General features: G+C 64.1%; 19 protein-coding genes, 1 tRNA gene and 2 pseudogenes. 9 read left to right on the forward strand and 13 right to left on the reverse strand.

Going from position 1 to position 26,351, the window contains the following annotated elements:
• Nucleotides 1-132: pseudogene (locus Q7O19_RS07425) on the forward strand (IS630 family transposase); the annotation flags it as partial.
• 324 nt (nucleotides 133-456) lie between these two features.
• Here the strand turns inward: Q7O19_RS07425 and Q7O19_RS07430 are convergent.
• The 3 genes from Q7O19_RS07430 to hppD form a co-directional block, all read right to left on the reverse strand.
• Nucleotides 457-1,623: a nucleotide sugar dehydrogenase gene (locus Q7O19_RS07430; RefSeq protein ID WP_303809625.1), complete on the reverse strand. Its 1,167-nt coding sequence runs from the start codon at nucleotides 1,621-1,623 to the stop codon at nucleotides 457-459.
• Nucleotides 1,624-1,701: 78 nt separating this feature from the next.
• Nucleotides 1,702-2,244, reverse strand: coding sequence for a VOC family protein (locus Q7O19_RS07435; RefSeq protein WP_303809626.1), 543 nt, complete (start codon nucleotides 2,242-2,244; stop codon nucleotides 1,702-1,704).
• A complete protein-coding gene (gene hppD / locus Q7O19_RS07440) occupies nucleotides 2,241-3,326 on the reverse strand; it encodes a 4-hydroxyphenylpyruvate dioxygenase (protein WP_303809628.1) in 1,086 nt (361 codons plus the stop codon). Before hppD ends, Q7O19_RS07435 begins: the two co-directional genes overlap by 4 nt.
• A gap of 134 nt (nucleotides 3,327-3,460) precedes the next feature.
• Here hppD and Q7O19_RS07445 point away from each other — a divergent pair, with 134 nt between their 5' ends.
• Nucleotides 3,461-3,922 (forward strand): Lrp/AsnC family transcriptional regulator, encoded by a 462-nt coding sequence (locus Q7O19_RS07445; RefSeq protein ID WP_303809629.1) that lies wholly within the window; start codon nucleotides 3,461-3,463, stop codon nucleotides 3,920-3,922.
• Here Q7O19_RS07445 and Q7O19_RS07450 read toward each other — a convergent pair.
• Nucleotides 3,919-5,133 carry an acyl-CoA dehydrogenase gene (locus Q7O19_RS07450; RefSeq protein ID WP_303809630.1) on the reverse strand — a complete coding sequence of 405 codons (1,215 nt, stop codon included), beginning with the start codon at nucleotides 5,131-5,133 and terminating at the stop codon, nucleotides 3,919-3,921. The two genes, Q7O19_RS07445 and Q7O19_RS07450, sit on opposite strands and share 4 nt — an antisense overlap.
• Before the next feature lie 91 nt (nucleotides 5,134-5,224).
• Between Q7O19_RS07450 and Q7O19_RS07455 the strand changes: the two genes are divergently transcribed.
• The gene (locus Q7O19_RS07455; protein ID WP_303809631.1) at nucleotides 5,225-6,235 is read left to right on the forward strand and encodes a fumarylacetoacetate hydrolase family protein; all 1,011 of its coding nucleotides are present in this window, start codon (nucleotides 5,225-5,227) and stop codon (nucleotides 6,233-6,235) included.
• A gap of 191 nt (nucleotides 6,236-6,426) precedes the next feature.
• On the opposite strand, the gene Q7O19_RS07460 is transcribed toward Q7O19_RS07455, so the two are convergent.
• From Q7O19_RS07460 to Q7O19_RS07490, 7 genes and pseudogenes are all read right to left on the reverse strand, one after another.
• Nucleotides 6,427-9,549, reverse strand: coding sequence for a glycosyl hydrolase (locus Q7O19_RS07460; RefSeq protein ID WP_303809633.1), 3,123 nt, complete (start codon nucleotides 9,547-9,549; stop codon nucleotides 6,427-6,429).
• Nucleotides 9,550-9,616: 67 nt separating this feature from the next.
• The gene (locus Q7O19_RS07465) at nucleotides 9,617-10,054 is read right to left on the reverse strand and encodes a host attachment family protein (protein WP_303809635.1); all 438 of its coding nucleotides are present in this window, start codon (nucleotides 10,052-10,054) and stop codon (nucleotides 9,617-9,619) included.
• 87 nt (nucleotides 10,055-10,141) lie between these two features.
• Nucleotides 10,142-10,924, reverse strand: a complete 783-nt coding sequence (locus Q7O19_RS07470) for a sulfite exporter TauE/SafE family protein (RefSeq protein ID WP_303809636.1) — start codon at nucleotides 10,922-10,924, stop codon at nucleotides 10,142-10,144.
• A 203-nt stretch (nucleotides 10,925-11,127) separates the two neighbouring features.
• Nucleotides 11,128-11,301: pseudogene (locus Q7O19_RS07475) on the reverse strand (glycogen debranching enzyme); the annotation flags it as partial.
• Between the two features lie 106 nt (nucleotides 11,302-11,407).
• Complete coding sequence (locus tag Q7O19_RS07480; protein ID WP_303809637.1) at nucleotides 11,408-11,530, reverse strand: hypothetical protein; 123 nt, start codon at nucleotides 11,528-11,530, stop codon at nucleotides 11,408-11,410.
• A complete protein-coding gene (locus Q7O19_RS07485) occupies nucleotides 11,527-13,155 on the reverse strand; it encodes an alpha-D-glucose phosphate-specific phosphoglucomutase (RefSeq protein WP_303809638.1) in 1,629 nt (542 codons plus the stop codon). Before Q7O19_RS07485 ends, Q7O19_RS07480 begins: the two co-directional genes overlap by 4 nt.
• Nucleotides 13,152-13,298 (reverse strand): hypothetical protein, encoded by a 147-nt coding sequence (locus Q7O19_RS07490; protein ID WP_303809639.1) that lies wholly within the window; start codon nucleotides 13,296-13,298, stop codon nucleotides 13,152-13,154. Before Q7O19_RS07490 ends, Q7O19_RS07485 begins: the two co-directional genes overlap by 4 nt.
• Nucleotides 13,299-13,382: 84 nt before the next feature.
• Here Q7O19_RS07490 and Q7O19_RS07495 point away from each other — a divergent pair, with 84 nt between their 5' ends.
• The 6 genes from Q7O19_RS07495 (at nucleotide 13,383) to Q7O19_RS07520 (ending at nucleotide 25,323) form a co-directional block, all read left to right on the forward strand.
• Nucleotides 13,383-13,733: a hypothetical protein gene (locus Q7O19_RS07495; protein ID WP_303809641.1), complete on the forward strand. Its 351-nt coding sequence runs from the start codon at nucleotides 13,383-13,385 to the stop codon at nucleotides 13,731-13,733.
• Between the two features lie 48 nt (nucleotides 13,734-13,781).
• Nucleotides 13,782-17,405 (forward strand): bifunctional proline dehydrogenase/L-glutamate gamma-semialdehyde dehydrogenase PutA, encoded by a 3,624-nt coding sequence (gene putA / locus Q7O19_RS07500; RefSeq protein WP_303809642.1) that lies wholly within the window; start codon nucleotides 13,782-13,784, stop codon nucleotides 17,403-17,405.
• The gene (locus Q7O19_RS07505; RefSeq protein WP_369692456.1) at nucleotides 17,402-18,532 is read left to right on the forward strand and encodes an alanine racemase; all 1,131 of its coding nucleotides are present in this window, start codon (nucleotides 17,402-17,404) and stop codon (nucleotides 18,530-18,532) included. Before putA ends, Q7O19_RS07505 begins: the two co-directional genes overlap by 4 nt.
• On the forward strand, nucleotides 18,522-18,917 hold the full coding sequence (locus Q7O19_RS07510) for a RidA family protein (protein WP_303809643.1): 396 nt from the start codon (nucleotides 18,522-18,524) through the stop codon (nucleotides 18,915-18,917). The genes Q7O19_RS07505 and Q7O19_RS07510 overlap by 11 nt, the downstream gene beginning before the upstream one ends.
• Before the next feature lie 144 nt (nucleotides 18,918-19,061).
• Nucleotides 19,062-22,106, forward strand: coding sequence for a hypothetical protein (locus Q7O19_RS07515; protein ID WP_303809644.1), 3,045 nt, complete (start codon nucleotides 19,062-19,064; stop codon nucleotides 22,104-22,106).
• Nucleotides 22,107-22,230: 124 nt separating this feature from the next.
• On the forward strand, nucleotides 22,231-25,323 hold the full coding sequence (locus Q7O19_RS07520) for a hypothetical protein (RefSeq protein ID WP_303809646.1): 3,093 nt from the start codon (nucleotides 22,231-22,233) through the stop codon (nucleotides 25,321-25,323).
• Between the two features lie 75 nt (nucleotides 25,324-25,398).
• Here the strand turns inward: Q7O19_RS07520 and Q7O19_RS07525 are convergent.
• Nucleotides 25,399-25,489: transfer RNA gene (locus Q7O19_RS07525), tRNA-Ser, on the reverse strand.
• An 89-nt stretch (nucleotides 25,490-25,578) separates the two neighbouring features.
• A complete protein-coding gene (locus Q7O19_RS07530; protein ID WP_369692457.1) occupies nucleotides 25,579-25,839 on the reverse strand; it encodes a flagellin in 261 nt (86 codons plus the stop codon).
• Nucleotides 25,840-26,351 lie beyond the last annotated feature (512 nt).

Raw genomic sequence — 26,351 nt, forward strand, 5'->3', positions numbered from 1 at the left:
AAGGCCATGCTCAGAAAGATCGGTGAGCGGACCGTGAACGGCCTCTGGGACCTGATCGGCAGGCTCGTCGATATCTTCAAGCCAAACGAATGCGCAAACTACTTCACATCGTGCGGCTATGATCCAGACTGATCGAAAATCGCTCTAAACGTAACAGATCCAAATCTATTTCAAGCTGCCGCTCAATAGGAAGGAGACCGACGCCGCCAATCCCTACGTGCTCTGCGTGGGCGCCCGCACCAGCGCCCAGAAGGACAGCGGCGGGCCGCTTACCCGCCGGTCGGGCTGGTTTCCACCGGGGTTGGCTGTGGCTGCAAGGGTGTGCCGGCGCTCTATAACAATGTCGCGCATTATGCCGAATAGATCGAAGCCGTGCAGCAGGGGGGAAGACCAGCGGCGTCACGCGCTGTGTGGTGGCACAATCCGGCCCGCGCAAACTGGCCTGTTCGGCCAAACTCAATCCGCCCCGAACAAATCGCGGGTGAACAGCTTGCTTTCCACGTCGGCCAGATCAGGGCTCATCCGATTAGCCAGGATCACGTCGGCCTCCGCCTTGAAAGCATCAAGATCGCGCACCACGCGCGATCCGAAGAACTGGTCTTCGGCCAGCGCCGGCTCGTAGAGGATGACCGGGATGCCGCGCGCCTTGATGCGCTTCATGATGCCCTGGATAGACGACTGGCGGAAATTGTCGCTGTTGGCCTTCATCACCAGCCGATAAACGCCCACGGTGCGTGGGCGTTTATCGAAGATGCGCTGCGCCAGGAAGTCCTTGCGGGTGCGGTTGGCATCGACGATCGCAGCGATCAGATTCTGCGGCACCGCGCCATAATTAGCCAGCAACTGCTTGGTATCCTTGGGCAGGCAATAGCCGCCATAACCGAACGATGGATTGTTGTAATGCAGCCCGATGCGCGGATCGAGGCCGATGCCTTCAATGATCTGGCGCGTGTCCATGCCGGCGGCCATGGCATAGCTGTCCAGCTCGTTGAAGAAGGCGACGCGCATGGCGAGATAGGTGTTGGCGAACAGCTTGATGGCTTCGGCTTCGGCCGGATCGGTGAGCAGCACCGCCACGTCCTTTTTGGCCGCGCCTTCCAGCATCAGATCGGCAAACTGCCGCCCGCGCAGGCCGGTGTCGCCCACGATGATGCGCGATGGGTAGAGATTGTCGTTCAGCGCCCGGCCTTCGCGCAGGAATTCCGGCGAGAAAAACACATTGTCGCTGCCCAGATTGCGGCGCAGACGGGTTATGAAACCCACCGGGATGGTGGATTTCACCACCACCGACGCCGCCGGATTGGCCGCCAACACAGCGCGCGCCACATTTTCCACCGACGACGTGTCGAAATGATTGGTGTGGGGATCATAATCGGTCGGGGTCGCAATCACCACCAGTTCGGCATCGCGGGCGGCCGCCGCCAGATCGGTGGTTGCCGTCAGTTGCAGCGGCTTGTGGGCGAGGAAATCCTCCAGCTCGGCATCGACGATCGGGCTCTTGCGGTTGTTGACCAGATCGACCCGCGCCGCGCTCACGTCCACCGCCATCACGTCGTGGTTCTGCGCCAGCAGCACGGCGTTCGACAAGCCGACATAGCCCAGACCGACAACGGCAATCTTCATGATCTACTCCACTGCACCGGCAGTAATACGCCGCCTATCTGGCGTGTTGCGCGCGGCCTTGCAATGCCGGTTCGCGTCTCAGTCGTCGCCGGGCGGCTGGTGCAACCAAGCGGCATGTTTGGGCGCCTGCTTTGTTTCGCGCCATTCGGCCAGCATCGCCGGGGCAACTGCCTTCAGTTCGGCATATTGTTCCGCGGTACCGATGTTGCAGGCCAGTTCAAGGCGATGCCCGTTTGGATCGAAGAAATAGATCGATTTGAAGATGCCATGCCAGGTCGGCCCCAGCACATCGATGCCCTGCGCTTCCAGGTGCGCCTTGGCGCTGAGCAGTTCGGCCTCATTCTCCACTTCGAATGCGATGTGCTGCACCCAGGCCGGGGTGTTGGGGTCCTTGCCCATCTCCGGCTGGTTCGGCAGCTCGAAAAAGGCCAGCACATTGCCGCCGCCGCAATCGAGGAAGACATGCATATAGGGATCGTAGGCGCCGGTGGACGGCACATGATCCTCGGCAAAGGCCGTGGTGTAGGTCATGCCCAGCGTCTTTTCATACCATTCCACCGTCTCGGCCGCATCGCGGCAGCGATAGGCGACATGGTGGATGCGCTTGAGGGTCGGCGTCATTCGGCTGGCTCCTCGATCTGCAACACGCCGCGCCGCACCTGTTCGCGCTCCATGCTTTCGAACAGCGCCTTGAAATTGCCTTCGCCAAAGCCTTCGTCACCCTTGCGCTGGATGAATTCGAAGAACACCGGGCCGACCATCGTTTCGGAAAAGATCTGGAGCAGAAGGCGTTTGGAGCCATCCGTGGTGCCATCGAGCAAGATGCCGCGTTGCTGCAGTTCCGCGACCGGTTCGCCATGGCCCGGCAGGCGTTCGGCCAGCATCTCATAGTAAGTCGCAGGCGGCGGCGTCATGAACGGGGTGCCGATGGCCTTCAGCCGATCCCAAACGCCGAGCAGGTCATCACAGGCAAAGGCGATGTGCTGGATGCCCTCGCCATTGTAGGTGCGCAGGAATTCCTCGATCTGGCCGCCACCGCCCCTGCCCTCTTCGTTCAGCGGAATGCGGATCTTGCCATCGGGCGCGGTCATCGCCTTGGACGTAAGGCCGGTATATTCGCCCTTGATGTCGAACCAGCGGATCTCGCGGAAGCCGGCGATACGCTCATAGAATGCCGCCCAGTGCGCCATGCGCCCGCCATAGACATTGTGGGTAAGGTGATCGATGACCTGCAGCCCGGCACCAGCGGGGTTGCGCTCCACGCCGTCTTCATACACGAAATCGATGTCATAGATGGAAAGATCATCGCCGTACCGGTCGATGAGATAAATGATCGACCCACCGATGCCGCGAAAGCCCGGCAGACGCAATTCCATCGGCCCGGTGCGACTTTCCACTGGCTCGGCACCGCGCTCCAGGGCTTCGGCATAGGCTTTCGCCGCATCCTTCACCCGCCAGCCCATGCCGCAGGCCGAAGCGCCATGTTCGGAGGCGAAATACCAGGCCGGGCTGTGCTTTTCGTAATTGGCGATCAGGTTGATGCCGCCCTGCCGCCACAGTTGCACATCCTTGGAACGGTGACGGGCGACCTGGGCAAAGCCCATGGCGGCAAACACCGGTTCCAGTACGCCCTTGGTGGGCGCGCAAAATTCGATGAATTCAAAGCCGTTGAGGCCTAGCGGATTTTCGAGCAGATCGGCCAATGCGGCTCCCCATGAAAAATTACGCCCGCTATAGTAGCGCAAGCCATCGCCAATGTCTGTGCATGTTGGCGTCATGCAGGATGGATCGGCGCACAAGCCTTGCGCTAACGGACACAAGCCCGCACTATCCGTTCATGCTTGATGCCTTTGACCTCAAGATCCTCGCCCTTTGGCAGCAACGTGGCGACATTGGCCCGGTGGAAATGGGCGAAGCCATCCACCTGTCCGCCTCGCAATGCTCGCGCCGGATGGCTGCACTGAAAAAGGCTGGCCATGTGCGCGGTTTTCACGCCGTACTCGATCCAGCGGCGGTCGGCGTTGGCCTGATGGCCTATGTGCTGCTCACCATGAAGAGCCACTCACCGGAAGCGGCCGAGGCTTTCCGTGCCCGCATCATGGAACTGGATGAAGTGATGGAGTGCCACAAGCTGACCGGGGAGGCCGACCTGATCCTGAAGGTCGCCACCCGCGATCTGGCCAGCTTCAACCAGCTGCTGTCCCACCGCATCCTGGCCGCGCCAGAGGTGGCGACCGCCCGCTCCTCCATCATCCTCGATGAGGTGAAGAGCACGACGGCGCTGCCAATCCGGGTTTAGAAAAACGCCTGCAGCCCCGTTTGCGCGCGGCCCAGAATGAGCGCGTGCACATCGTGCGTGCCTTCATAGGTGTTCACGGCTTCCAGGTTCATCACGTGGCGGATCACGCCATATTCATCGGAAACACCGTTGCCGCCGTGCATGTCACGCGCGACGCGGGCGATATCCAGCGCCTTGCCGCAATTGTTGCGCTTCAGCAGCGAGATGGCTTCCGGCGCCAGCCGCTTTTCGTCCATCAGCCGGCCACCGGCCAGCGCCGCGCACAGGCCCAGCGTGATCTCGGTCTGCATGTCGGCCAGCTTCTTCTGGATGAGCTGGGTGGCGGCCAGCGGCCGGCCGAACTGCTTGCGATCGAGCGTGTATTGCCTAGCGGCATGCCAGCACCATTCGGCGGCGCCCATCGCGCCCCAGGCAATGCCGAAGCGCGCGTTGTTCAGGCAACCGAACGGCCCGGCTAGGCCTTCCACGCCCTTCAGGATGCGCTCTTCGGGCAGATGCACATCGGCCAGCACGATTTCGCCGGTAACGCCGGCCCGCAGGGAAAACTTGCCTTCGATCTTGGGGGTCGAGAAGCCGGCATCGCCGCGTTCGACGATGAAGCCGCGGATCTTGTCGTCCTCGCACTTGGCCCACACCACCGCGACATCGGCGAGCGGGGAGTTGGTGATCCACATCTTGGCGCCAGAAAGCAGCCAGCCGCCCTGCACCTTCCTGGCGCGGGTCTTCATGCCGGCCGGATCGGAACCGGCGTCAGGCTCGGTCAGGCCGAAGCAACCGATGAGTTCACCACTGGCAAGGCCCGGCAGATAGCGCTCACGCTGGGCTTCGGAGCCATAGGCATAGATCGGATACATCACGAGGCTCGACTGCACGCTCATGGCCGAACGATAGGCCGAATCCACCCGCTCCACCTCGCGCGCGATCAGGCCATAGGCCACGTACGATGTGCCAGCGCAGCCATAGCCTTTGATGGTGGGGCCGAGCAGTCCGGCAGCGCCGAACTTTTTCATCAGCGCCGGATCGAACGTCTCGTTGCGATTGGCGAGCTTCACCACCGGCAACAGTTCGGCATCGCAGAAGGCGCGCGACGCATCGCGCACCATTGTCTCTTCTTCGGTCAACTGGCTGGCCAGCAGCAGCGGGTCTTCCCAATCGAACTTCGGCCACTTGGGCGCAAAATGCTGAACATCAGTGGCAGCGGTGGTGGCCATGATTGAAACTCCTCTTGTTGCCCTGCTTTAACCGCCAGTGGTCGCTCCGCCAAGGCTTGCCAGCCGCGACAAACGGGTTCAGCCTCGGGGTATGAAGCTTGCCTCCTTGAAATCCGGCCGTGACGGCCGTCTCGTCGTTGTCTCTGATGATCTGGCTTGGTGCGCCGCACCGCCGCCCATGTATCCCACGCTGCAATCGGTGCTGGATGATTGGGATCATGCCGCCCTGGTGCTGGAAGGGGTGGCGCTGTCACTGGCGCACGATGCCGTTCCACATGCGCGGTTCCACGAACGCGCCGCCGCGGCACCCTTGCCACGCGCGTTCCAATGGGCCGACGGATCGGCCTATGTGAACCATGTCGAACTGGTCCGCCGGGCACGCGGCGCCGAACTGCCGGAAAGTTTCTGGCAGGATCCGTTGATGTATCAGGGCGGCAGCGACCAGTTCCTGTGCCCACGCGAACCCATCGCCTTCCACGATCCCGTTTGGGGCCTCGATCTCGAAGCCGAAGTCGTCGTCGTCACCGGCGACGTGCGCCAGGGCGCCAGCCGCGAGGAAGCACTGGAGGCCATTCGCCTGGTCGGCCTGGTCAACGATATTTCGCTGCGTGGCCTGATCCCCGATGAACTGGCCAAGGGCTTCGGCTTCGTTCAGTCCAAGCCCGCTTCGGCCTTGTCGCCCGTGCTGGTGACGCCGGCGGCGCTGGGTGAACGCTGGCAGGATGGCAAGCTGATCGGCACGCTTAATGTTGATCTCAACGGCCAGCCGTTCGGTCGCGTCGAAACCCATATCGACATGACCTTCGATTTCGGCACGCTGATCGCCCATCTCGCCAAAACCCGGGCCATCGGTGCCGGCAGCATCATCGGTTCGGGCACGGTTTCCAACCGCGATGCCGATGGCGGCCCCAGCAAGCCCTGCGCGTACGGTGGCCATGGCTATGCCTGCATTGCCGAACAGCGCATGACCGAAACCATCCTGTCGGGCTCACCGGCAACGCCATGGCTTAGCCCCGGCGACGTGGTACGCATCGAGATGCTAGACGAGCAGCACCGCAGCATTTTTGGCGCCATCGAGCAAGCGGTGGTAGCCGCCGGCTGACCCAGGGTGGCAACCAGAACTGGCTGCCAAGCTGTAATTTCTCAGCCGCAGATCAGATAGCGGCTCCAAGACTTGTCACCCATGCCATTTCGGAGCGTTCAGTTAAGCCAGAGCCTAACGATGACGGAAAGCAAGGGTAAGGTACGGCGGCCAGTGTGCGACCTCCGCCTCAGTAAGCAATACCCCGCCGGCTATTTCACCCGGTCCAGCGGCTTAAGCCCCGCGGCCTGCAGTGCGGCATTGACGGCTGGCAATTCGGTCAATGCCGTTTCCAGCGCCTGCAACTGCCGCGCCAGCTGGCCCGACAGATCAGCAAACACCGCCCGCGCGCCATCGGTGGGGACAGCATCGGCGCTGTCAATCACGCCGATCAGGCCGGCCAGCTTGTCGTTAAGCTTGATCGGATAATTCAGCGGGTCCTGCCGGCTCTCGTTCTTCACCTGGTAGATTTCGGCTTCCACCGCCGCCAGCTTCGCCAGCAGCGCGGTCACCGGTACCGGCAGCGGTTTGACCTTGGCTTGCGCCTCGGCCTGCGCGCGCAAGCCCCGCACCTGCAGCACGGCCTTGTTGGCCTCGGTCACCTTGGCGGTAACAGCCTGAGCCAGATCATAGCGCGCCTTCAGGTCGGCGTCGCTCACGCCCGCGACACGCGTATCGCGCATGATAGCAAAGCCTTGCTCCTGAATCTTTCCATCCACGATCAACTGCGCCTTGTAGGCACCAGGCAACGCCAGCACGCCGCGGCCACGGCTGGTCCACAGGATCATGCCATCGAAATCGGTGAAACCGGAGTGGCGCATGTTCCAGGTGAAGCGGTTCATCCCCGGCTTCATCGCAGCCGTTGGCGGCCCCTTGGGCGCGTCGCCGCCATCCTCGTCATCATCGCCGCCTGCCGGCTTGTCGTCCTTCTTGGGCTCTTCGGTCTTGCCTTCGAAGCGTTGGATCAAGGCGCCATCAGGCCCGTAGATCGCGATACCCAGCGATTTGGGCGCGGCCTTCAGATTATAATCGATGGCAACGCCGGCATCGACTGCGCGCACCGCCGGCGCCGGCGCAAACAGCCGGGTTTCCGGCGTGGCAGCGGCCTGCACCTGGCGCAGCACGTCGATGTTATCCATCACCCAGAAACTGCGGCCGTGCGTGGAGATCACCAGATCATGATCGGTCACCGCCAAATCCGAAACCTGCACCACGGGCAGATTGGCCTGCAGTTTGTGCCAGGCGCTGCCGCCATCAAAGCTGGCCCACACCCCGCGTTCGGTGCCGAGATAGAGCAGGCCGGGGCGCTTTACATCCTCTCGGATCGATCGCGCCATTTCGTCGGCAGGCAGGCCGGTGGCAATTTCCACCCACGTCTTGCCATAATCGCTGGTCTTCCAGGCGATGGGCTTGAAATCATCCAACAGGAAGCGATGGCCAACCACATAGGCGGTACCGGGGCTGTGGGGGCTGTCTTCCACGGTGGTGATCTTGGTGAATTTCGGGAGCTTGGGCGGGGTGATGTTGGCCCAGTTGGCGCCGCCATCGCGGGTGATGTGCACCAGGCCATCGTCAGACCCGGCCCAGATCACTCCCTTCTCCAGCCGCGACGGGGCGAGCGCAAACACGGTGGCATAGGTTTCCACCCCAGTCTGATCGCGCGTGATGGGACCGCCCGATGGGCCCAGCGTGGCAGGATCATGCACGGTCAGATCCGGGCTGATCTTTTCCCAGCTCTGACCTTCATTGCGGCTCTTCCAGACATGCTGCGAGGTGACATAGAGCGTGCCGGCATCATGCGGATCGAACAGGATCGGGAAGGTCCACTGGAAGCGCTCGGCAATGTCGCTGGCCGACGCGCCCATGGGGTTGTCCGGCCGAACGGTGATGGTGCGGCTCTGCCCGGTGCGATGGTCGTAACGGGTGAGCAGGCCGCCATAGCTGCCGGCATAATAGATATCGGGATTGCGCGGATCGGGCGCGACATAGCCGCTCTCGCCGCCACCCACGGCGATACCATAGAGGCCGCCCAGCACATTCTGGTTGCCCCAGCCGCGCGACGGCACGCAGATGGTCGAATTGTCCTGCTGCCCGCCGCAGGCATAGTAAGGTTTGTGGGCAGTGAGGCTGAGCCGGTAGATCTGCGCCGTCGGGAAATTCTGCTTCGTCCAGCTGGTGCCGCCGTTCACGGACACATTGGCGCCGCCATCGTTGGCCTGCACCATGCGGTTGTTATCATCAGCGGCAATCCACAGATCGTGATTGTCGCCGTGCGGCACCTTGATCTTCTTGGGGAAGGTCTTGCCGCCATCATCGGAGCGGTGGAAGTTGACGTTGAGCACATAGACGCGCTCCTTGTCCTTCGGGTCCGCCACGATACGGGTATAGTAGAAGGCGCGCTGCCGCAGGTCGCGGCTGTCGTTGCGCTTTTCCCAGGTCTTGCCGCCATCATTGCTGGCATAGACGCCGCCCGCGGCTTCATGTTCGATGATGGCATAGACGCGGTTGGGATCGACCGGCGAGACGCTCACCCCGATCTTGCCGAGCAGCCCCTGTTGCGGCAGGCCGGGCGCGCGACTGATCTCGGCCCAAGTCGTGCCGCCATCGACGCTCTTGAACAGGCCGCTGCCCGGCCCGCCGCTCGACATGCCCCACGGTTTGCGCCAGGCTTCCCACAGCGCGGCATAGACCACGTCGGGATTGGACGGATCGATGCTGATATCGACTGCGCCGGTCTTGGCATCACGATAGAGCACCTTGCTCCACGTCTTGCCGCCGTCCTTTGTGCGGAACACGCCGCGATCGGGATTGTCGGCGCCATAGTGGCCAAAGCCGCCGACAAACACGGTGTCGCAATCCTTGGGCGCAATCCGCACGCGGCTGAAGTTATGGACATCGGCCAGGCCGATCTTCGCCCAGCTCTTGCCGCCATCTGCGGTTTTCCACACACCATTGCCGGGCAGCACATTGCCGCGCAGCTGGCTTTCGCCGGTGGTTACATAAACGATATCGGGGTTGGCCTCGCACACCGCCACCCCGCCAAAGGCCGCGGTATCGGTCTTGCTGTCGGTCATCGGCTGCCAGCTGGTGCCGCCATCGGTCGTCTTCCACAGGCCGCCGCCGGCTGCGGCAAACCAGTATTCGTTAGGACGTTTGACACTGCCGATGGCCGAAATGGAACGGCCACCGCGGGCCGGTCCGATGTTGCGCCATTTCAGGCCGGTGAAATAGGCTTCCACCCCAGCGGGCGTAGTCGGCTTCGCCGCTTCTACCGCAAGGCCCTGCCCAGCCAACATCGCCGACAGGCTGGCCGCCATCATCCACACAGCACGCATATGCAGTCTCCCTGTTGCCGCCGTGTTAGCACCCGGGCAGCAAGAGGCAATCGGCTTTGGCGACCGATCAGCGGATAATGATGGCCGCAATCTCGTCGACCGGGTAGCCGGTCAGATCCTTGCCGATTTCGGCGACGATGCGGGCGCTCACCTCCCGGCTGTAGTGGCGGCGCAGTTCAGCCAGCGTGCGCGGCGGTGCCACGATCACGATTTCGGCCCCATCGTCACCCCCTGCACGGCGGGCAAGCAAGCCGGCAGCTTCGGCGGCAAAACGATCCTCGGCTTGTTGATGCAAGTCGGTCTGCTCCATCGCGCTGGGCGTACCACCCGCACTTGAAAAGGCCCGGCCCGGCTGATCGCTGCCCAGATCGCGGGTCGGCGCACCGCTGCGTTCGGCGCTTGCCTCCACTTTCAGAACTGGATTGCGAAAATCTCCGCTGTTGCGGAGCAGCAGATACTTCTGGCCGTCAGCAACTAGAACCAGAGCATCGTGGTGCAGGTTCATACCCATCTCCTCAAACAGAGTAACGGGCATATTACAGCGGCGATCGCTTCAATGCGCCAGCCGGGGTTTCCACGGATGCCGGCCTTTTCAGGCCAGCGCCAGCCACAGGCTGTAGATACTGCTGGCCACCAGCATCAGGCCCACCAAGACCAGCAAGCGGCCCGCGGGGACCCGGCTGGCAATGATGGCGCCCAGCGGTGCGGCCAGCAGCCCGCCAATCACCAGGCCGATCACGGCCGTGGAAAAGGCCTCCGGCCCCAGTTGGGTGACAAAGCTGACCGAAATCGCCATCGTCACCAAGAATTCGGCGGTGTTCACCGTACCGATGGTGGTGCGCGGCGAAGCGCCCTGAATCAACAGATTAGACGTGACGATCGGCCCCCAACCGCCGCCGCCCGCCGCATCCAGAAAACCGCCCACGAGGCCCAATGGTGGCACCAGGCGCGGCGCGCGGCGGGGCGGCCCATGGTCCAGCCGCCAAGCCCGCCACAGCAGATAGACGCCAATGCCGGCCATATAGGCCATCACGAACGGCCGCGCGAGACTGGCATCAATATTGGAGAGAACATAGGCACCGGCCGCCCCGCCGATCATACCCGGTATCGCCAGCAGCGCCAGCAGACCCCAATCAACATTGCGATAGATGATGTGGCTGATCGCCGAAGCCGCCGTGGTGAAACATTCGACCAGATGCACATTGGCCGACGCCCGCGCCGGCGCCAGCCCCACCATGCCAACCAGCATCAGATTGGTGATCAGGCCAAAGGCCATGCCCAGCGCGCCATCAACCAGCTGCGCCAGGAAGCCGACCGCAATGAAGGGCAGCAGAGCCTGCACGAATTCGATGGAAAGATCGGGCAATGCCGTCATGCCGGGCAAAATCCCTGGCTGATAATGTGCATGGTCGATCCCTTCCGTCCGCCGGCAACGGCGTTACAGCACTGGTAACAGGTGATTTCGGTGCGGCAAGCCACCGGAGCCGGCCGAAACACGGGGTTTGCGGCAATCATTAGCTTGGCTGCGCCAAGCCGGGCTTGGGCAAAGGCTCAGCGCCAGGCAGCCTATGCGCCGGCAACATGACCCTCCAACGCTCCGTCGCGGACTGCCCAATCGATCCAGTCGGCCTCATTGTCCTGCGCATGGCCATTTTTGTTGCCGCCCTGGCTGCGGCCGAATTCATCACCTGCGATGAGTATGATGGTGCCGGTCGAGGCGAACAGGCTGCCCAGCAAGGCGCGCAGATCGGCGGCGCACGCGGGGCAGCCGGCCGGGGACAATGGCTGGCGGCACGATGCCGGGGGTGTCCACGCCGTCCTGCGCCAGCCACCTGTCCTGCACGAAGCGGCGATCCAGTTAGACAGCATGGGGATCGAAAAGGAATTTCGCCTGATCGAACCACAGGCCGGCCGCCGGACCCAATTCCCAATTGGGCTGGTAACAATCGTGGGCGCGGCCAGCCGCGAAACAGGGCGTCATGTCACCACGTCGGGCTGGGCGCGTCCCGTGTGGCGGGCGATGCCGGCGATTTTCTCTGCTGCCGCGATCAGATCGGATAGCATCGCGGGCGTCTCGCGGTCGATGGAGCCATCAGGCGGTTGATAGGCTTCCAGATAGACCCGCAAGGTCGCCCCCTCGGTGCCGGTGCCGGATAGGCGGAACACGATGCGCGATCCGCACACAAACAGCACGCGCAGGCCCTGGTTGGCGCTGACCGAGCCATCGACCGGATCGGTGTAGCTGAAGCTGTCCGCACCCGCGACGGTGAGCGGGCCGACGGTGCGGCCTGGCAAGCTGGGTAAAGCCTGGGTGAGTTCGGCGATCAGGGCGTTGGCACTTTCGCTTTCCACCGCTTCATAATCGTGGCGGGCATAATAGTTGCGACCAAAGCGCGCCCAATGTTCACGCGCCAGCGCGTCGACACTGATGCCGCTCACGGCCAGGATGTTGAGCCAGAGCAGCACCGCCCACAGCCCGTCCTTCTCACGAACATGATCCGATCCGGTGCCGGCGCTTTCCTCGCCGCAGATCGTCACCATGCCGGCATCGAGCAGGTTGCCGAAGAATTTCCAGCCCGTGGGGGTTTCGAAGCACGGGATGCCCAGCGCCGCCGCCACCCGGTCCGCCGCGGCACTGGTCGGCATCGAACGGGCAATGCCCTTCAGCCCCGCGGCATAGCCGGGCGCCAAATGGGCGTTGGCGGCCAGCATCGCCAGCGAGTCCGACGGGGTGATGAAGCGGTGGCGGCCGATGATCAGGTTTCGGTCGCCATCGCCATCCGAAGCTGCGCCGAAATCCGGCGCATCCGGCGCCATCATCGCCTCATACAGCTCGTGCGCGTGGACAAGGTTGGGATCGGGGTGGTGGCCGCCGAAATCCTCCAGCGGCGTGCCATTACGCACAGTACCCTTTGCAAAGCCCAGCCGGCGCTCGAAAATCTCGGTCGCATAAGGCCCGGTCACCGCACTCATCGCGTCAAAAGCCATGGTGAAGCCGGCAGAGACCTTGCCGCGGATCGCGGCGAAATCGAACAGGCTTTCCATCAGCGCGGCATAGTCGGCGACCGGGTCGATAACCTCTACCGCCATGCCACCAACCTGACTGGTGCCGATGCGGTCCAGATCGACATCACCGGGCACGGACAGCCAGCGGTCAATCGTCTGCGTGCGGGCGAAAATGGCTTCGGTGACCGCTTCCGGCGCCGGGCCGCCGTTGCCGATGTTATACTTAATGCCGAAATCCTCATCCAGCCCGGCGGGATTGTGGCTGGCCGAAAGGATCAGGCCGCCGCTGGCGCCATATTTGCGGATGACATGGCTGGCGGCCGGTGTAGACAGGATACCGCCCCGCCCGACCAGCACCCGGCCAAAGCCATTGGCCGCCGCTATGCGGATGGCCTGGGTGATCACTACGCGATTATGAAATCGCCCGTCGCCGCCGATCACGAGCGTTGCGCCTTCGGTGCGGTCCACCACGTCGAACACCGATTGAATGAAGTTTTCCGAGTAATTCGGTTGGGCAAATACCCGCACCTTCTTGCGCAGCCCGGATGTGCCTGGTTTCTGCCCGGCAAAGGGCGTGGTGGGATGTGTCTGGATGGTCATGCCTTGCCTGTCAGTTCACGATAGAGATCGGCGGAGAGCTTGCCCCTCTTGTCCCAGGAAAAATCCGCCTTCATGCCGGCCCGCTGCAGGTGCCGCGCTTCCAGCACCTCGGCCCTGGGATTGGTATTGGGACTGGGCGGCATGCCGGCGTGTCTCTCCTTTGGCTCCAAGCCGCACACGGTGGTACTTGGGCCTGTGGACATCATCAAATCAAGACCAGTGGCCCAATGGTGGCACCAGGCGCCGATCTGGAGGCACAATATCAGCATAATCTGCGTGTCGGGAAGCTGGCGACGGATACCAGTGCTGCCGCCGCCCGCTTGCGCGCCGCGCTTAAGGAAGCTACTAATCCGGTTAAGCGGGCGGCGCTGAACAGCATCGACGCCCGCCTGCTCACCCCGCCCGTGCGTTACAGCCCGCCTGGGCTCGACACGCACGTGAACTATTTGCGCAGCCAGACGGCGGATTTCGACGGCAAGATCGGCAATCACCCCGAGGAGCGTTATGCCGAGCTGCGGGCCGCCATCGATGCCATCGTGGGGGAGCTCGACGCGGCGCTGGGGCCGGCAAAGGGCTGAGGCAAAGCAGCTGTTGTGCGCCGGGCGGCTTTGGGGGATATCGCGGCCATGACTGGCCCTGCCCCTTTTGCTGCCTTCGCCCCTGCCCTGTCTCCCGCCACGCCGTTACGGCAACGCATATCCGCCGCCTGCCGCACGCCGGAGCCCGAGGCGGTCGCGGCCCTGCTGCCGGTGGCCGAAATGCCGACCGCGTTGCGCCCCAGCGTTGCCGCCACCGCCCGGGCGCTGGTCACCGCCCTGCGCGCCAAGGGTCAGCAGGGCGGCGTTGAGGGGCTGGTGAAGGAATATTCGCTGTCCAGCCAGGAAGGCGTGGCGCTGATGTGCCTGGCCGAAGCCCTGCTGCGTATCCCGGACAACGAAACCCGCGACGCGCTGATCCGCGACAAGATCGCCGGTGGTGACTGGCAGGCACATCTGGGCGACGGCAAGACGCTGTTTGTCAACGCCGCCACCTGGGGCCTGATGGTGACCGGCAAGCTGACGGCGAGCTTTGCCGAAACCGGGCTGGGGGCCGTGCTCACCCGGCTCATTGCACGCGCCGGCGAACCGGCGATCCGCCGCGGCATCGACATGGCAATGCAGATGATGGGCGATCAATTCGTCACCGGCGAAACCATCGAGGAGGCGCTGAAGCGCGCCCGCCGTCTGGAAGCGCAAGGCTTTGTCTACAGCTACGACATGCTGGGCGAAGCCGCGACCACCATGGCCGATGCGGACCGCTATTTTGCCGACTACGAACATGCCATCCACGCCATCGGGGCAGCCGCAGCCGGTCGTGGGATTTTTGATGGCCCCGGCATTTCGATCAAATTGTCCGCCCTGCACCCGCGCTATGCCCGCGCGCAGGCCGATCGGGTGCTGGCCGAACTGCTGCCACGCGTGATGGCGCTGGCCGGGCTGGCAAAAAACTATGGCATCGGCTTCAACATCGATGCCGAGGAATCCGACCGGCTGGAACTGTCGCTCGATCTGCTGGAAGCGCTGGCGCTGTCGCCGGACCTTGCGGGCTGGAATGGCCTGGGTCTCGTGGTGCAGGCTTATGGCAAGCGCTGTCCACTGGTCATCGACTGGGTGATCGATCTGGCCCGGCGCAGCGATCGGCGGATCATGGTGCGGCTGGTGAAAGGCGCTTATTGGGACAGCGAGATCAAGCGCGCCCAGGTGGATGGGTTCAGCGATTTTCCGGTGTTCACCCGCAAGCTGCACACCGATGTGTCTTACCTAGCCTGCGCCGCCAAACTACTCGGCGCGCGCGATGCGGTGTTCCCGCAGTTCGCCACCCACAATGCCCACACGCTGGCCGCCATTCACACGATGGCCGGCCCGGATTTTGTCGTGGGCAGCTACGAGTTCCAGTGCCTGCACGGCATGGGCGAGGCGCTGTATGAAGAGGTGGTGGGGCCGGACAAGCTGAACCGCCCGTGCCGCATCTATGCCCCAGTGGGCACACACGAAACGCTGCTGGCCTATCTGGTGCGGCGCCTGCTGGAAAACGGCGCCAACAGCAGCTTCGTCCACCGCATCTGGGACGAAAATACTTCCATCGACGAACTGATTGCCGATCCTGTGCAGGAAGCCCGCGCGCTTGGCGGCAGCCCGCACCCGGTCATCGCCCTGCCCGCCCACATTTACGGCGCCCGCCGCAATTCGAGCGGGATCGATCTCGCTAGCGAGCCGGCACTGGCCGCGCTTGCCGCGCGCCTGCAGGAAAGCGTCCAGCGGGACTGGACGGCAGCGCCGCTGATTCCGGGGCATATTTCCAGCGCCAGCCAATTGCCGGTGTGCAACCCGGCTGACCGCAGCGATATCGTTGGCACGGTCGCATTTGCAACACTGGCCGATGTCGATCGGGCTGCCCAATCTGCCGCACAGGCCGTCCCTTCATGGTCAGCCGTTCCCGTCAGCCAGCGCGCGGCGATGCTGGACGCGGCCGCTGACCGCCTCGCAGCCGAGATGCCGCTGCTGATGGGGCTGATCATCCGCGAGGCCGGCAAATCGGCCGCCAACGCCATTGCCGAAGTGCGCGAAGCGGTGGATTTCTTGCGCTACTATGCCGATCAGGCCCGCCAGACGCTCGACACCACCCACAACCCGCTCGGCCCGGTGCTGTGCATCAGCCCGTGGAATTTCCCTCTGGCGATCTTCCTGGGCCAGGTCGCCGCGGCGCTGGTGGCCGGCAACAGCGTGATCGCCAAGCCGGCCGGGGAAACCCCGCTGATTGCCGCCGAAGCTGTGCGCATCCTGCATGAAGCCGGCGTACCCGCCGATGCCCTGCTGTTCGTGCCCGGCGACGGCAGCATTGGCGCAGCGCTGGTGGCGCGGCCGGAAATTGCCGGCGTGATGTTCACGGGCTCCGCCGAAGTGGCCAAGCTGATCCAGGCCGAACTGGCCAGCCATGGCGATCACCCGATCCCGTTGCTTGCCGAAACCGGCGGCCAGAATGCGATGATCGTCGATAGCTCCGCGCTGTCCGAACAGGTTACCGCCGATGTCATCGCCTCGGCGTTCGACAGCGCCGGCCAGCGCTGTTCGGCGCTGCGCATATTGTGCCTGCAGGAAGATATCGCCGACAAGCAGCTGAAAATGCTGAAAGGTGCGCTCAGCGAATTGTGGCTGGGCAATCCCGATCGGCTGCGCGTCGATATCGGCCCGGTGATCACCGCCGAAGCGCACGTCACCATCACCGCCCATATCGAACGCATGCGTGCCCTTGGTTGCCGCATCCACCAGCTGCCCCTGCCCGCCGAGGCTGCCCACGGCAGCTTCGTCCCACCCACCATCATCGAGATCGACAGTATCGCTCAGATCGGCCGCGAAGTGTTCGGGCCTGTGTTGCACGCCGTCCGTTTCCAGCGCGACGACATGGCCGCGCTGGTCGATGCCATCAACGCCACCGGCTATGGCCTCACCTTCGGGCTGCACACGCGGCTGGATGAAATCATCGAAGCCGTCACTGCCAAGGCCGCAGCCGGCAACATCTATATCAACCGCAACATCATCGGCGCGGTGGTGGGCGTGCAGCCCTTTGGCGGGCACGGCCTGTCAGGCACCGGGCCCAAGGCTGGCGGGCCGCTCTATCTCGGCCGGCTGGTGCAGTCCGAACCGAACACCGGTCTTTCGGGTGGCCACACGCCCGACCCGGCTGCGGCTGCCTGGGCAGAGTGGCTGGAGGCCGCCAACATGGCCGCCAGCGCCGCATTGGTGCGCGACGCCATCGCCGGCGCCTTGACTGGCCTCAAGTTGGAACTGCCCGGACCGGTCGGCGAAACCAACCTTTACGCCCTCCACCCGCGCGGGCTTGTGCTGCTAATCCCCGCAATCGAAGCCGGCCTTGCCGTTCAGGTCGGTGCAGCGCTGGCAGCCGGCAACAGCGCCGCCATCGTCTGGCCGGGCGGGCCGCCGTCCGCCTTCGCCAGCCTGCCCGCACTTGTCAGCCAGCGGCTAGCCTGGCTGCCGGATTTGCCCGCAACCGCCGATTGCGCCGCCGTGCTGGTCGAAGCCTTAACGCCCGGCCTGCTGCCGCGGCTCGCCGCCATGGCCGGGCCCATTCCCATCGTGCAGGTCGCCGATGCGACCAGCCGCTATCGTCGCGACTGGCTGGTGGAGGAAGTATCGACCTCGATCAACGTCACCGCGGCCGGCGGCAATGCCAGCCTGATGGCGTTGGTATGATGCAGACGCTGTCCACCATAAACACCCCGGCGCTGGTGCTGGATCGCGCCATTGCTGCCCGCAACATGGCGCGAATGCAGGGCCATCTGACCAGCGTCGCCCCCGGCGTGCTGTTCCGCCCGCATCTGAAAACCGCCAAGAGCATCGCGGTTGCCGACATGCTGTTCGACGGCGCCCGCCACCCCATCACCGTTTCCACTCTGAAGGAGGCGGAGCTGTTCGGCGCGGCTGGCTTCACCGACATTCTCTACGCTGTCGGCCTGTCACCGCAGAAGATCGCGGCGGTGCAGGTGCTGCGCGAACAGGGCATCAATCTCACCGTCGTCACCGACAATGTCGCCATGGCCAATGCGATCCGCGATGCCGCCCCCGGTGGCGCGCTGCTCACCTTGATCGAGCTGGATGTTGATGGCCACCGCGCTGGGGTCGCCTTTGATGATGGCACGACCCTCATCGCCATCGCCGCTGCGCTGGGACCAAATTTTGCCGGCGTGATGACCCATGCTGGCGGCTCCTATGCCCTATCTCATCCGCACGAGCTGGCGCATTTCGCTGATCAGGAAGCCGCCCGCGCCGCCACGGCTGCGCGGCTGCTGGAACAGGCCGGCCACGGCTGCCGCATCGTCAGCATCGGATCGACCCCCACCGGCAATGCCGTGCGCAACCTGGATGGCGTCACCGAATTTCGCGCCGGCGTGTTCATGTTCGGCGATCTGGTGATGCACGGGGTTGGTGTGTGCCCGCTTGAAGACATCGCCTTGTCGGTGCTGACCGCGGTGATCGGCACCTATCCCGAACGCGGCCTGATGATTGTCGATGCCGGCTGGATGGCGCTGTCCCGCGATCGTGGCACGGCGGGGCAGGCCGTTGATCAGGGCTATGGGTTGGTGTGCAGCCTTGATGGCCAGGTGCTGGGCGATCTGATCGTGCTGCAGGCCAACCAGGAACATGGTGTGATCGGCGTGCGGCCGGGCGCCGCCAGCGGCCTGCCGGCGTTCAGCGTCGGCGATCGCCTGCGCATCCTGCCCAATCACGCCTGCGCCACGGCGGCCCAGCATGGCTGCTATGAAGTGGTGGCGGGATCGCCCGATATCATCGACAACTGGGAGCGGTTCAGTGGCTGGTGAACTGCAAATCCGCTGCGCCAATCCGGCTGATGCTGCGCCGCCCGGCGGCCATTATTCCCACGCGGTCACTGCCGGCGGCTTCGTGTTCATTTCCGGCCAATTGCCGGTTCGCCCCTGTGGCACCCACGCGCCAGAGGCCGATTTCGCCACACAGGCGAACCAGGCGCTGGCCAATCTGTTTGCCGCGCTGGCGGCGGCCGGCACATCGCGCCAGGCCATCGTCAAGGTCACGGTCTATGTGACGGATATCGCCGATTGGCCGGTCTTCAACGCGCTCTATGCGCAAGCCATGGGCGAACATCGGCCGGCCCGAACAGTCGTTCCCGTACCGGTGCTGCATCACGGCTACCGGATCGAGATTGATGCCATCGCGCTGCGCTGCTGATCTGCCGGCGCGCCCGAACTAATCATGGCTGACGGATAGACGCGTTGCGTTTTCGCTGCCTGCTGGCATGCTGCAGAAAATCACTGACTTGGGGACAACAACGTGCCGCTGCTGCCGGTAATACGCACTCTTGGCGTCGCCCTGATGTTCAGCCTGTCTGCGGCAGAAGCCAGCCAGGCGCAAACCGTGGCTGTCACCAACGCTGCGCCTGGTTCTGAGGCCTATCAATCCCTGCGCTATCGCCTTGTCGGCCCGTTTCGCGCTGGCCGCACCGTTGGCGCAGTCGGGATTCCCAGCCGGCCCAATGTCTTCTTCGTGGGCGTCAACAATGGCGGTGTGTGGAAGACGGATGATTACGGACGCACCTGGCGCCCGATCTTCGATGCGGCGTCAACCGGTTCCGTGGGCGACATCGCCGTGTCCCCCTCGCATCCGGATGTCATCTATGTCGGCACCGGCGAAGGGCTGCACCGCCCCGATCTCAGCACCGGCGATGGCATCTTCAAGTCTGTGGATGGCGGCAAGAGCTGGGCCCATATTGGCCTGAAGGACGTGAGCCAGGTGGGCCGCATCATCGTGCATCCCACCGATCCGGGCACCGTGTATGTCGCAGGCATGGGCCGGCCCTATGGTGCGAACAGCGAACGCGGCTTGTTTCGCAGCCGTGATGGCGGCAAGACCTGGCAGAAGATCCTGTACGTGAACGCCAACACCGGCGCGAACCGCATCGAGTTCGACCCCAACAATCCCGACATCCTCTACACCAATCTGTGGGAGCATCGCGAAGGCCCGTGGGAAAATGCGCGCTTTTCAGGCCCCAACAGCGGCATCTACAAGTCGACCGACGGCGGTTCGAGCTGGCGCAAACTCTCCGGTGGGTTGCCGGGCGCAGCACAAGGCCTGGGCCTGACCGGTGTTGGCGTGGCGCCAAGCAATTCGAACCGCGTCTATGCCGTGATCAACGCCGAAAAGGACGGCGGCATCTACCGCTCCGACGATGGCGGCGAGCACTGGGCGCTGGTCAGCACCGACCGGCGCATCTGGGGGCCGGACGGCGGCTATGGCGAAATCATCGTGCACCCCACGAACGAAAATCTCGTCTTCCTTGCCAATACGGCCGCCTATCGATCGGACGATGGCGGCAAGAGCTGGACATCGCACAAGGGCGCGCCCGGCGGGGATGATTATCAGCGGATGTGGATCAACCCGCAGGCGCCGGATATCATGATCTATACGGCGGATCAGGGTGCCACCATCAGTGTCAACGGCGGCCGCACCTGGAGCAGCTGGTACAACCAGCCGACCGCGCAGCTCTATCATGTCTCCACCGACAAGCAGTTTCCCTACTGGATCTATGGCGGCCAGCAGGAAAGCGGCGCGATCGGCATCGCCAGCCGCGGCAACGGCGGCCAGATCTCCTTCCGCGACTGGATGGGGGTGGGCGCCGACGAATATAGCTTTGTGGCGCCCGATCCGCTTAACCCCGATCTGATCTATGGCGGCCGCGTCGTGCGGTTCGATCGGCGGACCGGCCAGACCCGCAACATCGCCCCCGAAGCGCTGCGATCCGGCAAATACCGGATCAAGCGGTCCATGCCGTTGATGTTCCATCCCGCCGATCCCAAGGCGCTGCTGTTCGCGACCAACGTGCTGTGGAAAACCCTGAACGGCGGCGAAAGCTGGGAGATCATCAGCCCTGATCTTTCCCGCGAACGGCCCGAAGTGCCGGCGAACATCGGCGATTTCCGTGAGCCGCAGTTGGCGACGATGGACCGGCTGGGGGTGATCTATGCGCTGGCGCCATCACCCGGCGATGCAAACATCATCTGGGCCGGCACCGATGATGGCCTGATCCACATCACGCGGGACGCAGGGCGCAACTGGACAAACGTGACGCCGCCGCCGCTGCGCGCTTGGGACAAACTCTCCGCCCTCGATGCCGGGCATTTCAGCGATGACACGGCCTATGCGGCCGTCAACGCCATCCGGCTCGACGACATGCGTCCGCACATCTGGCGAACCCACGATGGCGGGCGGAGCTGGGCCCGCATCGTCACCGGCCTTCCCGACGATGGCCCGGTGAATGTCGTGCGCGAGGATCCGAAGCAGCCCGGCCTGCTGTTCGCGGGCACGGAACGCGCTGTGTATTTCTCGATCGACGATGGCGCGAACTGGCAGGCGTTGCGCATGAACATGCCAGCAACGTCCATTCGCGACCTAGTCGTCCACGACGATGATCTGGTCATTGGCACCCACGGTCGGTCGATCTGGGTGATGGACAATATGTCGATCCTGCGGGAACTGGCTGCCACCCGGAACGCCACGGGCCTGCACCTGTTCAAGCCCGCATTGGCGACGCGGGTGCGCTCCAACATGTTCCATGACACGCCACTGCCGCCGGAAGAGCCGACGGGCGCGAATCCGCCTGATGGCGCGGCGCTGGATTATTTCCTGCCCACCAACGCCGCAGCCGTCACGGTTGAGATCCTTGACAGCCAAGGCCAACGGGTGCGCCTGTTTTCCAGTGCCGACCCGGTGGAAAGGCTGGATCCGGCGACGCTGCCACATCCAACCTATTGGATCCGGCCGCCGCAGCGCCTGGCCACGACACCCGGCCATCACCGCTTCGTGTGGGACCTGCGCCATGAACCGCCAAAGGGCGTGCGGCGCGGTTATGACATCGCCGCGACCTTCCGCAACACGCCAAGCGATCCCGCCGGGCCCTCTGTGCTACCGGGCCAGTATCGCGTGCGGGTCAAGGCCGATGGGGTGACGCGCGAGGCGCCGCTCCAGGTCAGGCTCGATCCGCGCGTGCGCGTGACCACAGAGGATCTTGCACTGCAGGCCCGGTATAGCCTGCAACTGCTGAAGGCCAGTGAGGCAGCACAGGCCTTGCGTGACAGCGTTGATCAACGGCTGGCGACCGCAACCGCTGCCCAACGCGATGCAATGCTCCGCCTGCGCGGCGAGGGCGAAGCGGCCAATCCTGATACAAGCTACGGCAGCATCACTGCCGTGCCGCCGGAACGGGAAACGATCGTCAGCCTGCAGGAGAAGCTGGCCTATATGCTGAAGTTGCTGCAACAGGCCGACGCCCGGCCCACCGCCCAAGCGATCGCGGCCGTTGACACGCTGCTGGCCCGCTTGGACGAACTCAAGGCACGGCTGGCGGCGCTCAGCCCGCCTTGAGCAGGATGGCGCCAGGCCCACTTGCGCAAGGCGGATTGCAGCGCCAAAACAGCGCATGCTCAAGTCAAGTCGCTCCATTAATCGGTTAGCCACCGTGCTTCTTCGTCGTGTCGGGCTCGCGCTCATGCTGTCCCTGCCGGTTGCCGAGCTGCACGCACAGTCACCGGCGGCCACCCAAGCATCAGCGGCCGTTGATCATGCGCTCTACGCCGGTCTGTCGTATCGCATGGTCGGGCCGTTTCGCGGCGGCCGCTCCACCGCCGTCGCCGGCATCGCCGAACAGCCCAATGTGTTCTTCATGGGCACCACCGGCGGCGGCGTGTGGAAGACCGAAGACGCCGGCGGCCACTGGACAAACGTCACCGACGGTTTCCTGGACGTCGGCAACATCGGCGCCATCGACGTGGCCGACAGCGACCCGCGCATCATCTATGTCGGCACTGGTTCCGCCTCGATCCGCGGCAACAGTTCGGTGGGGCGCGGCGTGTGGAAATCATCGGATGGCGGCGCAACCTGGCGACACCTGGGCCTGCCGGAATCGGGCGCCATCGGCAAACTGGTCGTGCATCCGACCAATCCGGACGTGGTCTATGTTGCTGCGCTCGGCCATCCCTTTGGCCGGAATCCGGAGCGCGGTGTCTACCGCACACGCGACGGCGGCGCGACTTGGGAGCATGTGCTGTTCTTGAACGATGGCACCGGCGCGGTGACGCTCTCCATAAACCCCGACAATCCGGACGAGATCTATGCCGGCATGTCGCGCATCGAGCGCAAGCCGTGGACGATGATTTCTGGCGGGCCGGATGGCGGGGTGTACCGGACCACCGACGGTGGCACGTCGTGGCGCAAGCTGGCCGGCGGCCTGCCAATGGGGAACATGGGCAAGGTGGGGGTGACGGTGTCTCCGGCAAACCCGCGGCGCGTGTGGGCGCTGGTGGAAGCCGAGCCTGGCGGCGGGCTTTATCGCTCGGATGATCGCGGCGCGACCTGGACGCTGGTCAACACCGACAAGGAAGTGCGCGGGCGGCCGTGGTATTATGGCCACGTGCGCGCAGACCCGGTGGACCCGGGCAAGGTCTATGTGATGAACGTCCCGCTGCTGCGTTCCACCGATGGCGGCGCCACGTTCAAGAAAATACCGGTGCCGCATGGCGACACCCACGACATATGGATCAACCCGCGTGACCCGCGCGTTTTCGGGGTGTCGAGCGACGGCGGCACCCAGGTGACGGTGAACGACGGGCGCACCTTCTCGTCGGTGTACAACCAGCCCACCGCCGAACTGTACGACTTGCAGGTGGACAATCAGGTGCCTTACCGCCTGTACGGATCGCAGCAGGACAATTCGAGCATCAGCGTGCTGCAGCGGCGGCTGCACAATTCGCTGCGCCCGCAACAGGAATGGGGCTATGCCGCTGGCTGCGAGACCGGCCCTGTAGCGCTGCACCCCGACCATCCGGAGATCATCTTCGGCGGCTGTTATGGCGGCGAGATCAATCGGCAGGACCTGCGCAACGACACGCGGGTGAGCGTGACTGTCTACCCGGAGGCCACGGCACTGGCGCCGCGCGACAAGATCAACCGCTGGCAGTGGCTGGCGCCGATCGTGGTGAGCCCGCACGACCCAGCCACCGTCTACCACGCCAGCCAGTATCTCTATCGCAGCCGCGACCGCGGTAACACGTGGACACGCATCTCGCCTGATCTGACGACAAACGACGCGCGCTACCAGGCGTGGCCGGGCGAGCCGATCACCGCGGACAACCCCAACGGAGCGGAAACGTTCACGACGATCTATGCGGTCACGCCCTCGCCGCACGACGCGCGCACGATCTGGGTGGGCACCGACGACGGCCGCCTGCACATCACGCGCGACGATGGCAAGCGCTGGGCTGATATCACGCCGCCGGGGCTGCCGCCGCTCTCCACCGTGAACCGCATCGAGGTATCGCCGCACGCGCCGGGCCGCGCTTTCGTGGCAGCCTACCGCTACAAGCTGGATGATTTCACGCCTTACATCTTCCGCACCGAAAACTATGGCCGCACCTGGACACGGATCGCCGACGGCACCAACGGCATCCCTGCGAGCCACCCGGTGCGCGTGGTGCGCGAGGACAATGAACGGCGCGGGTTGCTGTATGCCGGCACCGAATTCGGCCTGTTCGTCTCGTTCGACGACGGCAAGCGCTGGCAGTCGCTGCAGCTCAACCTGCCGGCGACGCCGGTGATGGACCTGAAGGTGCATCGCGGTGATCTGGCGGTGGCCACACAGGGGCGTTCCTTCTGGATCCTGGATGATCTGGGGCCGCTGCGGGAACTGGCTGCCGATGCCACCCCGCGCGCGGCGCGCCTCTATGCGCCGCGCGCGGCTGCGCGCGGCGTGGGGGCGCCGCCGCTGCAAGAGGTAGAACTGGTGCTCCCCGACAACCTGCCGCACGGAGCGCTTATCCACTATGTTCTGGGCGCCGATACGCCGGATGCGATGATCGAGATCCTGGATGCGCGCGGCACCGTGCTGCGCCGCTTCCGCGCTACGGGCAAAGCGCCCGACCGGCTGGCCACGAAACCCGGGTTCCACCGTGTCGTGTGGGACTTGCGCGCCGAAGGGCCGATCGGCTCGAAACAGGATGATAGCGACGAGCGCGCTGAGAAGGGCGTGAAGGTGCCGCCAGGGCGCTACACCGTCCGCCTTACCGCAGGGTCGCTGGTGGAGACGCGTCCGCTGCTGGTCACCGGCAGCCCAGGCGCGCCCACTATCCGACAGGCCGATTATGACGCGCAATATGCCATGGCCACGGCAGCGCGCGATACGATCACCACACTGAACCGCGCGCTGGCCGACGTGCGCGCATTGCGGCGCGCCGTTACCGCCTCGCCGGCTGCCACCACCAGCGCCGCCACAGCGCTCGACACCGCACTTCGCGCGGTGGAAGCATCGATCGCGCCGTTGCCCGTCGCAGGCCAGGTCGGCGTGCCCGCCGGCCTGAGTGCACATTATGATACGCTCTACAGCACGCTGGTGGGCGATGGTGGTTACAGCGCCGGCAGCGCCGAGGGACGTCCAACCGCGAGCCGCTTGCAGCGCAAGGCCGACCTTGATCGGCAGTGGCAGGCAGTGCGGACACGGCTGGAACTGCTCGCTGCCGAGGAGTTGGCGCGCTTCAATGCAGAGGCGCGGGGACGCGGCCTCCCCGAGCTTCGCCTGTCGCCTGTGTAGGCAGCAAGGCTGCTGCGCTTTTCTGTCAGAACACGCCAGACCAAGAAACGAGGGTGGGCGGTACGAATGAGGAATTGGCGGAGCGGGAGGGATTCGAACCCTCGATGAGCTTTTGACCCATACACACTTTCCAGGCGTGCGCCTTCGACCACTCGGCCACCGCTCCGCGCACTGGAAGGGGCCCGATAGCAAGCGGGGGGCGGCGCGTAAACCGCACAGACAAAAGATATATGACAAAAGAAAAAGGGCGACCCTTCACCAACGCCGCCGCTCCTGACGAGACCGAATGGTTGAGAGATGGCCCTCCAGACCTACGACATCAGCTGCGTGAGCTGCTTGGCCGACTGGTTGGCTTGGGGACAGAATCGCCTGCGCAGCCCGGCTGAGGACCTGGTTCTTAGCCAGGTTGGTAGATCCCTGCTCAAAATCCGTGCCCTGGATATGGCTGCGCGAGGCCTGCAGGTTGGTGCTGTTCGACGACAGCTTGTTCACCGCCGCTTCCTTCCGAATTTGCACGGCCCCGGTGTTAGCGAGATCGAGGATGCGCGGATCACCCAGACACTTACAGAATAGTAATCACCGTTTTCGGTTTTAAATAAAACGGTGCCCATAGGGGGCCTGTTTATACGGGCCAGAGCGCGAACAAGGGCGCCATCAAGGTGCCGCCCTATTTGTTTTTAAACCTTTTAATAGAAATAATTTCCCTGTGAAGATTTCGACAGATCTACCGTCGCAACGGGCGTGGGAATCCCGACATTGGGTTCGCAAGATAAGCCCTTCTGGGAAGATCTGCTTCCGGAACCGGTTTAGGTTGACTGTGGCTGCAGTTGCCAGCTCGGATAATGCGATGAAGTGTATGATATATTTGAAAGATTAGGGGATTGTCTAACCGATACACAGTATGTTACTGTAGATCGTGCAACCATGAAATTTGGAAGATCCTTTCTTGTCGCTTGGCTTGCCGCGTTGTCGGTGCCTGGCGTTGCGAAGCTTCCTTTGTCCGACGTCGAGGCCCGAGGGGCAAAGTC

This window comes from Sandarakinorhabdus limnophila DSM 17366, from assembly GCF_945882885.1.
Lineage (GTDB): Bacteria > Pseudomonadota > Alphaproteobacteria > Sphingomonadales > Sphingomonadaceae > Sandarakinorhabdus > Sandarakinorhabdus limnophila_A.

Excerpts from the sequence above, each read along its gene's own strand:
- Q7O19_RS07430 (WP_303809625.1), bottom strand. The coding sequence starts at position 1,623 with ATGAAGATTGCCGTTGTCGGTCTGGGCTATGTCGGCTTGTCGAACGCC.
- Q7O19_RS07435 (WP_303809626.1), bottom strand. The coding sequence starts at position 2,244 with ATGACGCCGACCCTCAAGCGCATCCACCATGTCGCCTATCGCTGCCGC.
- Q7O19_RS07445 (WP_303809629.1), top strand. The coding sequence starts at position 3,461 with ATGCTTGATGCCTTTGACCTCAAGATCCTCGCCCTTTGGCAGCAACGT.
- Q7O19_RS07450 (WP_303809630.1), bottom strand. The coding sequence starts at position 5,133 with ATGGCCACCACCGCTGCCACTGATGTTCAGCATTTTGCGCCCAAGTGG.
- Q7O19_RS07455 (WP_303809631.1), top strand. The coding sequence starts at position 5,225 with ATGAAGCTTGCCTCCTTGAAATCCGGCCGTGACGGCCGTCTCGTCGTT.
- Q7O19_RS07460 (WP_303809633.1), bottom strand. The coding sequence starts at position 9,549 with ATGCGTGCTGTGTGGATGATGGCGGCCAGCCTGTCGGCGATGTTGGCT.
- Q7O19_RS07465 (WP_303809635.1), bottom strand. The coding sequence starts at position 10,054 with ATGAACCTGCACCACGATGCTCTGGTTCTAGTTGCTGACGGCCAGAAG.
- Q7O19_RS07470 (WP_303809636.1), bottom strand. The coding sequence starts at position 10,924 with ATGACGGCATTGCCCGATCTTTCCATCGAATTCGTGCAGGCTCTGCTG.
- Q7O19_RS07480 (WP_303809637.1), bottom strand. The coding sequence starts at position 11,530 with ATGACGCCCTGTTTCGCGGCTGGCCGCGCCCACGATTGTTACCAGCCC.
- Q7O19_RS07485 (WP_303809638.1), bottom strand. The coding sequence starts at position 13,155 with ATGACCATCCAGACACATCCCACCACGCCCTTTGCCGGGCAGAAACCA.
- Q7O19_RS07490 (WP_303809639.1), bottom strand. The coding sequence starts at position 13,298 with ATGCCGCCCAGTCCCAATACCAATCCCAGGGCCGAGGTGCTGGAAGCG.
- Q7O19_RS07495 (WP_303809641.1), top strand. The coding sequence starts at position 13,383 with ATGGTGGCACCAGGCGCCGATCTGGAGGCACAATATCAGCATAATCTG.
- putA (WP_303809642.1), top strand. The coding sequence starts at position 13,782 with ATGACTGGCCCTGCCCCTTTTGCTGCCTTCGCCCCTGCCCTGTCTCCC.
- Q7O19_RS07505 (WP_369692456.1), top strand. The coding sequence starts at position 17,402 with ATGATGCAGACGCTGTCCACCATAAACACCCCGGCGCTGGTGCTGGAT.
- Q7O19_RS07515 (WP_303809644.1), top strand. The coding sequence starts at position 19,062 with ATGTTCAGCCTGTCTGCGGCAGAAGCCAGCCAGGCGCAAACCGTGGCT.
- Q7O19_RS07520 (WP_303809646.1), top strand. The coding sequence starts at position 22,231 with ATGCTGTCCCTGCCGGTTGCCGAGCTGCACGCACAGTCACCGGCGGCC.